The sequence below is a fragment of the Geodermatophilus sp. YIM 151500 genome (genome assembly GCF_025716945.1).
Taxonomy (GTDB): domain Bacteria; phylum Actinomycetota; class Actinomycetes; order Mycobacteriales; family Geodermatophilaceae; genus YIM-151500.
In genome coordinates this window covers 188,555-202,864 of the sequence record NZ_JAOVZT010000003.1, presented here as the reverse complement: position 1 = coordinate 202,864, position 14,310 = coordinate 188,555, and the positions used below count along the sequence as shown (strand labels likewise).

At 72.6% G+C, this 14,310-nt stretch carries 9 protein-coding genes; 7 read left to right on the top strand and 2 right to left on the bottom strand.

The window, feature by feature from the left end; genetic code table 11:
• Nucleotides 1–1,938: 1,938 nt before the first annotated feature.
• From OF117_RS07410 to OF117_RS07390, 5 genes are all read left to right on the top strand, one after another.
• The gene (locus tag OF117_RS07410) at nt 1,939–4,182 is read left to right on the top strand and encodes an alpha-amylase family glycosyl hydrolase (RefSeq protein ID WP_263552175.1); all 2,244 of its coding nucleotides are present in this window, start codon (nt 1,939–1,941) and stop codon (nt 4,180–4,182) included.
• 658 nt (nt 4,183–4,840) lie between these two features.
• Entirely contained in the window at nt 4,841–5,986 is a 1,146-nt protein-coding gene (locus tag OF117_RS07405) for a M14 family metallopeptidase (RefSeq protein WP_263552174.1), read from the top strand.
• A 70-nt stretch (nt 5,987–6,056) separates the two neighbouring features.
• Nucleotides 6,057–6,305 carry a hypothetical protein gene (locus OF117_RS07400; protein WP_263552173.1) on the top strand — a complete coding sequence of 83 codons (249 nt, stop codon included), beginning with the start codon at nt 6,057–6,059 and terminating at the stop codon, nt 6,303–6,305.
• Nucleotides 6,306–6,659: 354 nt separating this feature from the next.
• Entirely contained in the window at nt 6,660–8,561 is a 1,902-nt protein-coding gene (locus OF117_RS07395; RefSeq protein ID WP_263552172.1) for a M20/M25/M40 family metallo-hydrolase, read from the top strand.
• 448 nt (nt 8,562–9,009) lie between these two features.
• On the top strand, nt 9,010–10,695 hold the full coding sequence (locus tag OF117_RS07390) for an esterase/lipase family protein (RefSeq protein WP_263552171.1): 1,686 nt from the start codon (nt 9,010–9,012) through the stop codon (nt 10,693–10,695).
• A 3-nt stretch (nt 10,696–10,698) separates the two neighbouring features.
• Here the strand turns inward: OF117_RS07390 and OF117_RS07385 are convergent, their stop codons facing one another.
• On the bottom strand, nt 10,699–11,025 hold the full coding sequence (locus tag OF117_RS07385; RefSeq protein WP_263552170.1) for a protealysin inhibitor emfourin: 327 nt from the start codon (nt 11,023–11,025) through the stop codon (nt 10,699–10,701).
• Nucleotides 11,009–12,103, bottom strand: a complete 1,095-nt coding sequence (locus OF117_RS07380) for a M4 family metallopeptidase (protein ID WP_263552169.1) — start codon at nt 12,101–12,103, stop codon at nt 11,009–11,011. The genes OF117_RS07385 and OF117_RS07380 overlap by 17 nt, the downstream gene beginning before the upstream one ends.
• A gap of 384 nt (nt 12,104–12,487) precedes the next feature.
• Here OF117_RS07380 and OF117_RS07375 point away from each other — a divergent pair, with 384 nt between their 5' ends.
• Both OF117_RS07375 and OF117_RS07370 read left to right on the top strand, forming a co-directional pair.
• Nucleotides 12,488–12,826 carry a LysM peptidoglycan-binding domain-containing protein gene (locus OF117_RS07375; protein WP_263552168.1) on the top strand — a complete coding sequence of 113 codons (339 nt, stop codon included), beginning with the start codon at nt 12,488–12,490 and terminating at the stop codon, nt 12,824–12,826.
• Between the two features lie 31 nt (nt 12,827–12,857).
• On the top strand, nt 12,858–14,303 hold the full coding sequence (locus OF117_RS07370; RefSeq protein ID WP_263552167.1) for a S8 family peptidase: 1,446 nt from the start codon (nt 12,858–12,860) through the stop codon (nt 14,301–14,303).
• Nucleotides 14,304–14,310: the final 7 nt, after the last annotated feature.

Below are 14,310 nucleotides of genomic sequence, written 5' to 3'. Positions count from 1 at the left end.
GGCTTGACCGGGTTCCAGCTCGGGAACCCTGGGGCGGTGCCGGCCAGCAAGGGGGGCCTCCGGGCGGCCGGCGCAAGGTCGATGCGTATCCCCAGGTGACGTGCGGTTGGCATGGTGCAGCTACGGACCACCAGGCCCTGGACGTCGATGTCCAGCACCGTCCGGCCGGGCTGGGCGCTGTAATACGGCGGCACGCAGCGCAGGTCGTGCCGGCGGACGTAGTCGAGAAATTTCGTCGCGGTGATTTCGGACCGGCAGCGGCGGCGGGTCGGCCATGTGCTCGAGGACCGTGTCGAAGACCAGGCGGATGTAGTCGACGAGGTCCATCATGTAGCGCTCGAAGGACCCGTCGTACGTGGTGGTCACGGCCAGCCGCGTGTCGTCGAGAAGATACGAACCGGGCGAAGTGCACGGCGGCGATCTCGCCCAGTGCGGTCATGACCGGGTTGTCCCTTCGGGGGAGGGCCTGCAGTTGCTCGAGCTTCGTGCGCAGCGCGTCCTGCGGCCCGGGCTCGACCGGGATCACCAGCGTCAGGACGGCTCCATCGGTGCCTCAGCCGCGGGCATCTTGGACATCCCACCCCCTCGTCTTCCGCTCAGCGGGAGCGCGCCCGTTCCCACGACGATCCAGGGTCCGCGGCACCGCCCCGTCACTGCCGTCCCACCGCGCCGCGCCCGGTCGGGGCGCACACCGCCTGCCTGTTCACCCGGACCGAGCCACCACGCACGCGGTCCGGTCCACGGCCTGCCTCGTGGCCCCAACGGTCGGCGGCTACCCCGACCCACCGTCCTGGGGAGGACCCACGGGTTCGACGGCAACCCCACGTCGTTCCGCCCCACGACCGTGTGCAACGGCCGGCGCCTCTGCTGACCGGCCTTCCCATCCCGCTCTACCGAGCGCCGGAGGGGGTGACGCGCCGGTGACGACTGCGTGACGGCGGCGTCCCTAGCGTGCGGCTGCCTCGATCACTGCTCGCACGGCCTGTGGGTGACCCACCATGACGAGTTCTGTCCTTCCAGCCCGTATCCTCCCCGCTTCGTCTTCGCGGATCAGGGGACGGTGGCCGGGATGAACCGGCCCATCGCCAGCCGGTGCGAGGTCATCTCGATGTCCCTCGGCTCGCAGTCGCCGGTGCAGGCCGACTACACCGTGGCCGGCCGAGCCGCGCGGACCGACGGGCTGCTCATCGGGGCCGCCGGCAACGCATCGGCGGCCACCGGTGCTCGGCGAACTCGCCGACGATCATGTCGGTCGCGTCCGTGGACCGGACCCTGGCGCCGTTGTCCATCTCCAACTTCGGCAAGGTCGAGATCGCCGGGGCGGGACGCGGGTCTTCTCGTCGGTGCCCTGGCCCACCTGCCACGGGACGAAGAACGGGACGGGCATGGCCACTCCGCACGTCGCCGGCTGTGCGGCACTGTGGGCGCGAACGTCCTCCTCGCTTCGCGGCATGAGCCGCGGAGAAAGCTGCAGGCGGCGGCGAAGCGACTGCCTCACCCGGCCTCGCGGGTGGGAGCGGGGCTGGTGCAGGCTCCGTGACGACGGTCGAGGACCACCGGTTGTCCGGGTGGTCCGCGCCCGCGGGTGCCGAACGAGGGGAAGGTGCCGTGGCGAGCAGCAAGCGATGGGTCGTCACCAGCGACGGGCATCGTGATCTCGCGCAGGTCGCCGCGGATCTGGCCGCCCATGGCTTCACGACCGACCAGCTGCTCGACCAGATCGGCGTCATCATCGGACCGCTCCCGACGACGCGCTCGGCCGGCTGCGCGGTGTGCCTGGCGTCGCCGACGTCCCGCCCCAGACGCAGGTCGACCTGGGTCCGCCGGGTGTGCCGATCAACTGGTAGCCGGTCCCGAGGCACCACGCCCGGCACAGGCAAGTGGCCGGCGGAGCGGCGAGCGCAGGCGCCTGGCAACTGTCCACGCGAGGCCGGAGGGATGACCATGCCGCTGACCGTCACCGTGCACGTCGACAACGCCAGGGGGTTCGCCGACCCCCGGCTGCACGTCTGGTACGCCGGGTCGACCCGGACGGAGGACCACCACCCGACCGGCAAGGACGGGTTCGGGCCGGTCTTCGAGGTCCGGCCGGTCCGCCCGACCTTCGGCTTCACGTTGCGCGACGGGGAGCGCCCGGAGGGGCCGTGGGAGGGCGTCGACCATGTCTTCCACCCGGAGGGCCCGACCGACGGCGAACGGGCCTCGGTCTGGGCCTGCGCGCGGTCGCCGTTCACCTACCGCCTGGAGCCGTCGACGCCGGCCGGTGAGAGCGCGGAGGCCTACCTGCGCCGGTTGCAGGGCGCCGGGGCCTTCCGGCCGGGCGGGTACCTGCCCGACGGCGGGGGACTCTCCGGCCTGGGGGCCACCCCGCTCACCGACGGCCGGGTGCTCGTGGGCCTCCACCACCCCACAGCCGCGACGGTCCACCTGACCGGGGACTTCAACGGCTGGCAGCACCCCTGGGCCGCCCACCCTGATCCCGACCGGTTCGTGCCGCTGACGCCCTACTCCGCCTACGGCGGTGAGTCGTGGGTCTGGCTGGGCATCACCGACCGGCTCCCGGTCGGCGGTGAGTACCGATTCGTGGTCGCGGGCGGCGTGGCGCAGAACGTCCGCGTCTCAGTGGACCCCTACGCCCGGCAGCTGGGTCCGGACTTCACGAGGAACAACTCGGTCGTGGTCGACGCCGCTACCTACCTCTGGCACGACGCCGGGTGGCGGAGGCCACGGATCGACGAGCTCGTCCTCTACGAGCTGTCGGTCGCCGGCTTCACCGAGGCCGACCCCGACATCACCCCGGGCGAGAGGGGCCGGTTCGCCGGTGTGACCGCGCGGATCGAGACCGGCTACTTCGAGCGGTTGGGGATCAACGCGCTCAGCATCATGCCCCTGGCCGAGGTGCCCAGCCCGCAGGGGCCCAGCAGCATCGGTTACGACCCGTCGCTGTTCATGACGGTGGAGCGCGACTTCGGGACGCCGGACGACCTGCGCGCGCTGGTCGACGCGGCGCACGCCCACGGGATCGCCGTCCTCGTCGACGTGGTCTTCAACCACACCAGCAACGACGACAACCCGCTGTGGGGGCTGGTGCTCCGATGGCAGAACGACTTCGCGGGCGGGCTGTACTTCAGCCCCCGTGCCACGCGGTGGGGCAACCGGGTGGCGACCGAGCGTCCCCTGGTCCAGCACCTACTGGTGGACGCCTGCAAGCTCCTGCTGGTGGAGTACCACGTCGACGGCTTCCGTCTCGACGCCACCCACTGGACGGTCATGGACCACGGCTTCCTCCACCGGCTCGCCCGGGAGCTCCACGACCTCGTGCCGGACGTGGTCCTGGTGGCCGAGAACCTGCCGAACGAGACGGACCTCAACCGGTCCGGCTACGACGGCTATGCCCAGTGGGCCGAGCTGTTCCACGACAAGGTCAAGGCCCTGCTGCTGGAGACCCCGTGGGAGGGGCAGGATGCGACGCCGGACCGGCTGGCCGATTCCCTGTACTTCAGCCGCTCGTGGTTCGCCGCCCACACCAACAACGTCGTGAACTACTGCCAGAGTCACGACGAGGACAGCGTCGCCCAGGCCGTCGGCGCGATCCCCGGGCTCGACCGACCCGAGACCAGGGACCGCAAGGGTCGGCTCGGTCTGCTGGCCACCGTGGTGGCCCTCGGCCAGCCGATGATCTACATGGGGCAGGAGTTCAACCTCTCGCAACCGCGCAACGTCGTGACGGTGGACTGGCCGGCGCGGCTGGACGACCACGCGTTCTTCGGCTGGGCGAGCCGGCTGATCCACCTCCGCCGCCGGTACCCCGGCCTCCGGCTGGCCGGATACGACCCAGCGGGGGAGGGGCGGCACGCCTGGATCCTCGGCCCGTGGATGGACGCCCGGCACGGCGGGGGGCGGGCGGTCGTCGGATGGCGGGCCCGACCGAACGACGACCCGTGGGACACCCTCGTCGTGCTGCTCAACTTCAGCCCGTACGACGTCGAGGTCGACCTGGAGCTCGGTCGACCCGGCACCTGGGTCAAGCTCGCCGACATCGACACGGTCGAGGACGTCCCCCCGGCCGGGCGGAACTCGGCAGGCGCGCCGACCGCGCTGCACAGCCGGGACAGCCGGTTCGTGCCGTTCGTCCTGCCCTCGTCCAGCGGGTTCGTCTACAAGTGGGAGGCCGCCCTGTAGGCCGCCGGCGGGATCGGAGTGACGTGCGGGTGACGGCTCGGCGACGGCCCGGCCGTATGGTCGCGCACCCGGCCGGACGAAGCCTCGGCCGAGGAAGGGTCATGCGCGAGCGCCTGATGCTGTGCTGCGACGGACAACCAGCGCGTCGAGCAGACGTGGTTCCGGGCGTCCGCCGACGGCGGGGAAGCTGGCCGCCTGCCTCCGAGAGGAACCGCGGATCACCGAGGTACCCGTCACGCGGCCGTCCGAAGGGACCGGCGGGCGCCCGGTGCCCGACCCGCCGGCTGTCGCCGCGTTCGGGAGCCGCCGCTGTGGGGACACGGTCGCGCCGACTCCTTGACCGACGCTCGCTCGCGGCGCCTACGACCGGGCCCCTGCGGTGATCCGCCGGTGACGCGGAAGTGACGGGCTTCCCGGACCCTGGACGGATCGTTCGTGCGGAGGTTCGGTTCATGACCATGGTCTTCGACCCGTCTGGCGCTGACGACCTTCCGGCGGCCACGGAGGACGTTCGTGGGGACGGCGCTCCTCGGGTCCCGGATGGCATGGGTGACCGGTTCACGGCCGTCGCGGCCGCGGGTGGCCCTGCGGCCGTCCATGTGGTCGAGAACCCGGTGGCACGAGCCGTTGATCCACGCTGACGCCGACGGAGGACGCGGTGGCCGCTCTCATCGCCAGAGTCACGTCCACGAGTACGGAGGCGCCGCTCGCCTGGCTGCTCTCCGCGCCGCTCGGCCTCGACGTGTGGGAGGTCACGCCCGACCAGGTGGTCCTGCAGGTCGAGGAGGCGCAGGCCGGCCGCCTGGAGGCAATGGGCTACGACGTCGAGCAGCTGCGGATGACCGAGGGGTACCTGTCGACCTTCGCCACCGAGGCGGCGGCGACCGGCTACCACACGGCGGCGACTCTCGAGCAGGATCTGCGGCGCCTGGCCGAGGTACATCCTGAGATCGCCGACCTGCACGAGATCGGGCGCAGCGTCGAGGGGCGGCCGCAGTGGGCGTTGCGGATCGGGGAGCGCCGGGGCAGTGACCGCAAGGTTGCGTTCCTTGGCTGCCACCATGCCAGGGAGTGGATCTCCGTCGAGGTGCCCTTCCGGTTGGCCGAGCACCTGCTCGAGCACTCCTCGGCCGACCCGGTGCAGCGGTGGCTGCAGCGGGGCGAGGTCTGGGTGGTCCCGATGGTGAACCCGGACGGCCACGAGTACACGCACACCCACGACCGACTCTGGCGCAAGAACCGACGGCGGAACCGGGGCGGCAGCTTCGGAGTGGACCCCAATAGGAACTACGGCTACATGTGGGGGACGCTGAACATCAACACCTCCAGCCACGTGCCCTCGGACCAGACCTACGTGGGCCCGAGGGCCTTCTCCGAACCCGAGACGCGTGCGGTGCGTGATCTGGTAGCGCGCCAGTTGTTCGGTGGTGTCCTCACCTACCACAGCTACTCGCAGCTGATCCTGTACCCGTGGGGCTACACCTCCCGCCCCGTCAAGGACGAGGCCGACCTGCGCGGCATGCGTGACCTGGCCGAGGAGATGGCACGGTTGGTCAAGGGCGTGCACGGGACCGCGTACACCCCGCAGCAGTCGTCTCGGCTGTACCCCACCGCGGGGGACACCACCGACTGGACCTACGGCGAATACGACGTCCCGTCGATCACGGTCGAACTGCGACCCGCGTCCGCCCTGGAGGGCGGGTTCATCCTGCCTGCGGAGCAGATCGAGCCCTGCTGGGAGGAGAACCGGCCCGCGGCGTTCGAGTTCATCCGGCATGTCCTGGAGAAGCCGGGGGAGGGGTGACGGGCGCGTTCCGGCCCGACCGGTCCGCGAGGATCATCGGGAGGACGCCGTCGCAGCCCGAGGAGCTCGGATGGCCGGGGCCGAACGAACCTGGATCGCTCGCCTGAGCCCGCCCTCGGATGGGAGCGTCGCGGCGCTGCTCGACCTGCCGCTGGGCCTGGACGTGTGGGAGCGCCATCCCGGCTCGCTCGTCGTAGCAGCCCCTGAGGGCGTCCTCGTCGACCTGGAGCGGCGGGGGCTGGCGCGGGTCGACCGCTGGGCCACCCGCGAGGAGTACGAGGCGCAGATGCACGACCGGCCGACGGACGATGACCCGTGACCGCCCCCGCCAGGCAGCTGTGCCGACGGAGGTGAACCGACCGGACCATCCATGTTCGTCGCCACCGTCGTGCATCGGCGCCGCGAAGATCGCGGGACACGCCCTGGATGAGTGCGCCCGACGTTGACAACTGGTCGTAGGCGTGTCCCACGACGCCCACAGCACCGACGACGAACATCACTCCCAGTCCCCGGCCGGAAGCCTGACTACGCGCTCCGTGGACGACGCCGACTCGTACGAGGCCTTCGCCATCCGAATCGGACGCCGACGGCGCCGTCCCCGCGTGGTGACAGCCCGGTGACGGGGCTCTCCCTATGGTGCTCGCGGCTCATTGGCGGGCACGAGGGGGCGATCATGGCCGACCTGACCGGGACGGCGGTCTTCTTCGACATCGGCGACACGCTCGCGTCGGTGGCCCTTTCGGGTGCCGGCGACCGGATCGAGCTGACGGTGTACCCGTACGTCCCCGGCGTGCTCGCGGAGCTCCGGGACCGCGGCGCGCGGCTGGGCGTCCTGTCCGACCCCGGTCCGCTGCCGACCCAGGAGGTGGACCGGGCGCTGGCGTCCGCCGGCCTCGGGGACCGGTTCGACCCCGCTCTGGTGCGCTACGGGCCGAAGGACGGGCCGGGGGCATTCGAGCAGGCGGCGGCCGCGGCCGCGGGCGCGCAGCGGGTGCTCTTCGTCGGTGAGGACCCCGGCGAGCGCGCGTCCGCGCTCCGGGCGGGACTCGCCGTCGCGCCGCACCCGCTGCTCGCCCTGCCGCTGCTCGAGGAGGAGTCGCCCGTCCGCTACGTCCGGGTCACCGTGCCCCCGACGGCCGCGGGCGGTGACTGGCGGCGGGCCCTTGGGGACCTCCGTCTGCTGCCCCTGCATGTAACCGGGGAGGGCGGCACCACCGTGTACGCGGTGGTGACGGCGTCCGCGGCCGCGCGCCTCGACGACCTCGGCTTCTGGGTGGACCGGCTCAGCGCCGAGGACGAGCCCCTCACGAACGACCTTTACCTGCTGCGCGACGACCGGCAGGTCCGCAGCGGGTTCCTCTCTCCCGAGGGCAACTCGGCGGCGCTCCTCACCGCGGGCACGTGGGCGCGCAGTGTGCTCGCCTCCACCGACGAGGGCTTGTTCGTGGCGGTGCCGGCCGGCGCATCGGTGGAGGACCTGCACTTCTCCGACGCCCGGCACGGCCACAATCTCAAGCTCGTGCCGATGCGCACGTTGCTGACCACGGGTGCGGTGGCGGAGGACGCCGTGGCTCGGTCCCTCGTGGTGGAGAGGGCCGAAGCAGTCCGGCTCTCGCCGGCAGAGCAGCAGGTCCTCGGGCCGCGGGTGCAGCGGGAGCAGCTCGCCGGCTCCGTCGAGCGGTACGCGGGGTCGGCGCCGGACGCCTCGGACGGCGCTGTGATCCGGAGCCGGCACATCCACCACCCGGACAACGCCGCCGCCGTGGCCACGCTGGTCGCCGATCTCGAGGGCATCGGCGGCGGGCGGCTGAGCGTGCGCCGGCACCAGTTCCGCCACGAGGGCCGCGTCCTCGAGAACGTCGAAGCCGAGCTGCCCGGCCGCGAGCTGGACGGCGTCGTCCTCGTCACGGCGCACCTGGACTCCACCGCAGCCCGCAGGCCCGGGTACCGGGCCCGCGTGGACCCGGCCCCGGGAGCGGACGACGACGCGAGCGGGATCGCCGGGGTCCTGGCCGCCGTCGAGGCCATCGGGGCGCTGGACGCCGCGCTGGCGCCGCCCCGCCGCACCGTGCGCTTCGTCCTGTTCAACGCCGAGGAGCACGGGCTCGTGGGCAGCCGCGCCTACGCGTCGGACGTGGCGGCCCTGGGGACGGCGGTCGTCGCCGTCTTCCAGATGGACATGATCGGCTACGACCGGTTGCCCGGCCGGACCTTCGAGGTGCACGCCGGCTTCACCCCCGCGCCGGAGGTGGAGGCCAGCTCGCTGGGCCTGGCGCGCCTGGTCACCGAGCTGCAGCCCACCGTGTCCCCGGCGCTGCGCCCGGCGCAGGTGTACCCGGCGGGAGGGGAGTGGGACGAGGCCGAGCGCCGCAGCGACCATTCCAGCTTCCACGAGCAGGGTTACCCGGCGGTGCTGGCGTCGGAGGATCTCTTCGCCGGCCCGGGACCGGGGGCGCCTCCGGCGGAGATGAACCCCGAGTACCACCTGCCCACGGATGCGACGATCGACGCCGGGTACGCCGCGGACATCGCGCGGGTGGTCACCGCCGCCGCATGGGTCGCCGCCACCCGCTGAGCGGCCACGTCGGCGGCCTGCCCTGCTGTCGAGGCATGGCCTCGCGGCGGTTGGGCGGAACGCTTCGTCACCCGCGACGTCCGCCCGGAGATGTCTCGCCGGCCTGGCCCGGGTGCGGGACAACGACGTGAGGACGGAGCCGCTAGGCCACCTCCCGCAGCTGCGACCGGTTCTGCGGGGCTCGACAGCGCTTCCTCCCTGGCGCGGACCAGCGGCCGGCCCCTCGGCCAGCCCGGCGTCGCCGCCAGGACGTTGACGCTCCGGTGACGCGTCCGAAGTAGGTGTTCGGCCGTGAGCACGAGCGCCGATGTCCTCCAGCTCGCCGGGCTGGCGACGGTCGACGTGCAAGCCGCACTGGCCGAGCTGGTCTGGGCCGGGAGCCGCGTCTACGACGACGCGGAGCTCGACTCCGCGGCCGCCGACGCCTACTACCGAACCGAGGTGACCCATGGAAGACCCGCAGGACGACGTCCACGCGGCACGCCCGCTCGTCCTCATCCGCGGCTTCGGCGGCCTCGGCATTGCCGACGAACGGCGCGTGGCCTACCAGGGCTTCAATGACGGCACGGTGTACCCGCACAAGCGCGGCGAGAACTACATCTACGAGGGTCTGGTCCTCCGACTGCTCAAGTCGGACTGGAAGTACCAGGACGCCACCAACATCGTCAGCTACCACTCCCACCTGCAGGCGGCTCCCGAGGACCTGCCGGACGAGCTGGCCGGCCTGCGCTCCTTCTTCGAGGGCCGGCTCGTGGCCGATCCCGCGATGGCTCTCGACGTGGTCCGGTCCACCCGGTCGGTGGCGAACACCATCTGGGTGTTCCGGTACTACGACTTCGAGGACCGATCCTTTTCCACCTACGGCTCCGAGCTCGTGCAGCTGATCGACTTCATCCGGGCGCTGGCCGCGGAACGCCGGCAGCCGGTGCCCAAGGTCGACGTCGTCGCCCACTCGATGGGCGGGCTGATCGTCCGCCACGCGGTCCAGGTGGACTATCCGCGCCTCAAAGACGGCAACCTCCGGGCCGCGGAGGACCACATCAACAAGATCGTGACCCTGGGGACCCCGCACCAGGGCATCAGCTTCCAGGTCCTGGACCAGCTCGGCGGTCTCGGCGCGGCCGAGGAGCTGGAGGCCTTCGACCCCGACGGGCCGGCCGCCGGCTCCCGGAACGGGAAGGCCTGGTCCTACCGGACCTTCGGCGAGCACTTCGACCTGCGCCGCCTGCTCACCGTCGTGGGGACGAACTACCGCTCCTACGGCAACGGGGCGGCCAGCCTGCTCAACCGCCTGGCCTCCGTGCCGGGGGAGTACGGCCCGCGCTACAACCGCAGCGACGGGCTGGTGAAGCAGGCATACGCGCAGGTCCCAGGCGCGCCCCGCACGTTCGTGCACAAGTGCCACGGGGGCGAGGACTCCCTGGTCACCAGTCGGGAGTCGTTCGAGGTCGCCATGCGGTTCTTCCACGGTGACGTGCGCGCCCGCCTGCGGCTCGTGGAGGGACGGGTGACGCGCGGAAAGGACGCGTTCGGCCGCAGCGAGTTCTTCCTCGGCGTTTGCATCAAGCCGCGGATGGTGGACTTCGAGCTGTTCCACCAGAGCGCCGAGGCGGAGAACTGCTACGGCCCCTTCCACAGCGAGCAGCTGGACGACGACCTGCGCGAGGGCGGCTTCGACTGGCTCGATCCCGCGGAGTGGCTCATATGGGAGGGGTGGCTCGACACGCGGGTCCGCCGAGCCGGCCGGAGCGCCAGCGACCTCGTCGTCCGGCTCGACGTCTACGTCGGTGAGCGGGACAGCTGGGGCATGGGCTTCTCCGACAACCGGGTCTTCCAGAAGCAGTACTACGTGCAGGCCTTCTCCGAGCCGGAGGTGCGGCTCTTCCTGCACACGGGCGAGCGCTACCTGTCCGATCAGCGGCCCACGGACACCGCGGAGCTGCTGCGGCTCGTGGAGGCGGCGAGCGAGGAGGACGGCGAGGCCGTCGTGGCCTGTCCGCAGGTGGACGGCGAATGGCGGATCCCGGTGCACGGCACCGGCTTCACCGCCACCTTCGGGCTGCGCCTGGCCCGCGAGGTGACCGCCGACGACCGCCGCGACCAGGCTGTCACGTTGGAGGGCGCCGGTACCTGACGCTCACTCCGGCCGCTCGAGCGCCCGCTGCTCGAGCGCGTCGACGAGCGGCAGCAGGTCGGGCGGGAGCATGCTTGCGTCGAAACGGAGGGAGACGACCTCGTCGCCGCGGCGGATCGTGAGGTCGTACCGGTACTCGTCGGCGCCTCCGCTCTCGCCCGGCAGCCCGGCGAAGCGCGACGGCCCCGGGCCCTGCAGCACGCGTGCAAGCGCCTCCGCGCCGGCCGGGCCGAGCTCGTCCTGGCGCAGGGTGAGCTCGACCCGGTTCCCGGCGAAGAAGCCGCCGGTGCGCCGGAACTCGACGACGGTCGGATCAGAGCTCGACGCCAACGCCGCTCCAGGCCTCCTCGACGGCCGACACCTGGCGACTGTCGGTGCCGAACAGCGTCGAGGCGACGTAGCGCGTTATGCGCGCGAACTGGCGGAACATGGCGCTCGGCAGCAAGCGCTCATGGCCCAGCGACGCGTACCAGATACGCCCGGCGTCCTCCCACGCGTTGCCGCCGAGCCGCGTGGCCACGAGCGTGAACGCCCGATTGGGGATGCCGGAGTTGATGTGCACGCCGCCGTTGTCCTCGTCGGTGTCCACGTACTGGTCCATGTGTCCGGGCTGCGGGTCCTTGCCTAGGACATCATCGTCGTAGGCGGTGCCGGGCTCGGCAAGCGAGCGCAGCGCTCTGCCGCTCACGCCCGGAGCGAGGATCTCCCGGCCGACGAGCCAGTCGGCCTGCTCGACGGTCTGCCCGAGGGACCATTGCTCGACAAGCACGCCGAGGACGTCGGCCATCGACTCGTTGAGCGCGCCCGACTGGCCCTGGTAGACCAGCGGGCCGTCGTACTGCACCACCCCGTGGCTGAGCTCGTGCGCGCACACCGTCAGCGAATGGGCCAGCCGCGTGAAGAGGCGCCCGCTGCCGTCCCCGAAGACCATCTGCGTGCCGTTCCAGAAGGCGTTGTCGAAGTTCCGGCGGTAGTGGACGACGCCCTCGATCGGCATGCCTGCCTTGTCGATCGAGTTGCGTGCGAACACCTGGAAGAAGAAGTCCCACGTGGTTCCCAGCCGCTCGAAGGCCGCCTCGGCCGTCTTGTCCTCGCTCGGCGTGCCGGCCTCGGCCCGGACGATCGGGCCGCGCAGGTCCATCGTGTTCTTCGCGTCCCGGACGAGCCGCTCCTTGGTCGGTGGGGCCAGGGCGATGGTCAGCTCGGGCATGGCCGACCTCGGCAGGACCGACCGGCGTGCCTCCGCCTGGACGCGCAGCGAGCGCATCGTCCCCGAGGTCGCCAGTGCCTGGAGCGCCGCGCGGCGCTCCTCGTCGCCACCTCGCTCGGCGATGTTGCGGAGGACGTAGTCCGGGATGAACGAGCAGACGGCCGCCGGAGGCGACAGCACCGCGGGCGTGGTGGTCATGGGGATCGAACCTCCGGCGTGAGGGGGTAGGAGCGGTCCGCTCCGGGTCACGGTCCAGCGTCGGCGGGCACCGTCACCGCGGCGTCACCCGCACGTCATGCCTCCCGGTCCGCAGACCCGGGCGGTCCCCGGCGGGGGCTGTGACGGTTCCGTGACGGCCGGGTGACGCCTCCGCCGGACGCTCGTCCCGTCGCGACTGTCCGGCACGGCCGGCTCCCGGGAGGTGGCAGGTGGTCCGTCTCATCGAGGTGCGGCCGCCGCGCGGGCACGATCTCATCGCCGCCACATTCTCGATCGCCGGGTTCGGCACCGGGTTCGAGGCGACCGTCCGGTGGCGACTGGTGCAGGACGGCACCGTCCTGGGCGAGGGCCCCGGTCCGGGGCGTGGGCGCCAACGGCGTCCTCGACGACTTCGGCCACGCCGTCTCGCTGGACCGGTTCGTGCAGGCCCGCGGCGTGCACGTCGTCCTCGAGGTCTTCGGCGACGACGCCTCCGGGGAGCACCCGCCCGGCACCGACCTGACCGAGGTGCCGGTCACACTCTTCACCGGCCTGCGGGGCTGGCGGCTGTACGAGGTCGTCCGCGGCGACACGCTCTCGGCCATCGCCCGCGACCAGGGACAGGGCACCCGGGTGGGCGACGTGTTCGAGGCCAACTGGGACCTGCTCGCCGACCCCGACCGGATCCTCCCGGGTCAGGTCCTCCGGGTCCCGCTCTTCTGACCACGAGACCGTCCGCAGCGAGGAGGACGTCATGTCGGCTCCCCGGATCGACCCCGAGGAGGTGCGCGCGGCCCGGGCCGACCTGCGCGACGCCCTGGGCAGCCGCATCGCCGAGAAGGCCAGTGACGAGTACTGCCTGGCGGTCGCCCGGCGGGTGCGGACGGGAGGCACCGAGTCCCTGGGGCTGACCCGCACGCCCGGGACTGCCGCCGCGGCGACCGTCGTCGAGTTCCAGGAGGCGCCCGTCCCGGTGCTCCCCCGGCTGACCGAACTCCCGGGCTGGTCCGGCCAGCGGGCCGCCGTGGAGACGCTGGTGCCGGGTGATCCGACCGGCGCGCCGGTCCGGCTGCGGACCGCCGTGCGGCAGAAGCTCGTGGAGGACGCCCGGACCGCCGGCTACCGCAGCATGGGGGAGGTGTACCAGGAGATCGAGCGGCTCTCCGGGGGGATGCTGCGCCCGCAGCCCGAGGTGCTGGGCGACCCGCAGATCCCTACCGCGGTCAACCAGGTCTGCTGGCTTAACCGCACGGTGCGGACGTTCGCCCCTCCCGAGGCGCTCGCCGAGGTGGCCGCCGCGGACGCCGTGACGGCCCTCGACCTGCCCCGCCGGCTGCGCGCGGACGCCGACGTCCCCAACCACCGGTGCATCGGCCTGCCCGCGTATCAGCAGCAGCACCCCGGCCTGACCGGCCGCGGCGTGACGGTGGCGGTGATCGACGGCGAGGTCGCGCTCGCCCACCCGGCGCTGGCCCGGCGGGTCGTGCAGCGGCGCAACTACACCACCGAGGCGTGGGGCAACCCGTCGCCGCACGGGACGGCGGTGGCCGGCATCGTCGGCGCGGCCGACCCGGCGGACGCCGGGATCGCGCCCGAAGTACTCGTCACCAGCTACAAGGTCCTGGCCACCGCCCCGGCCGGCAACGCTGACGACTTCGGCGGCGCCGTCGCCATCCAGCAGGCGCTGGAGGACGGCGCGGACGTCGCGAACTGCTCGTGGGGCGCCGGGCCCGCTGGGAACGGCACGAGCCGCGAGGCGCGCGCCGCCGACAATGCGTGGCGGCTGGGCCTCGTCGTGGTCAAGAGCGCCGGCAACCGCGGCCCGGGCGCCGGCACCATGACCACCCCGGCCGACGCGGCCGGCATCCTGGTCGTCGGCGCCACGGCCCTCGACGGCGAGCGGGTGGAGGACTACAGCAGCCGGGGTCCCGCGGGCGGCAAGCCCGGCCCGGACGTGGTCGCTCCTGGCGGCGGCGACCTCGCCCGCATCCGCTGCTGCCTCGTCGGCGGCGGCTTCGGGGACGCCGGCGTGGGGACGAGCTACGCGGCGCCGCACGTCGCCAGCATCGCCGCCCTCTTCCTGCAGCAGGACCCCGACCTGGTCCCCGACCAGATCCGCGACCGGCTGCGGGCGACCGCGCGGCCGCTGCCGGGGATGGCGCCGGCCGCCCAGGGGGCGGGGCTGGTGTGCCTGACCTGACGCCCCG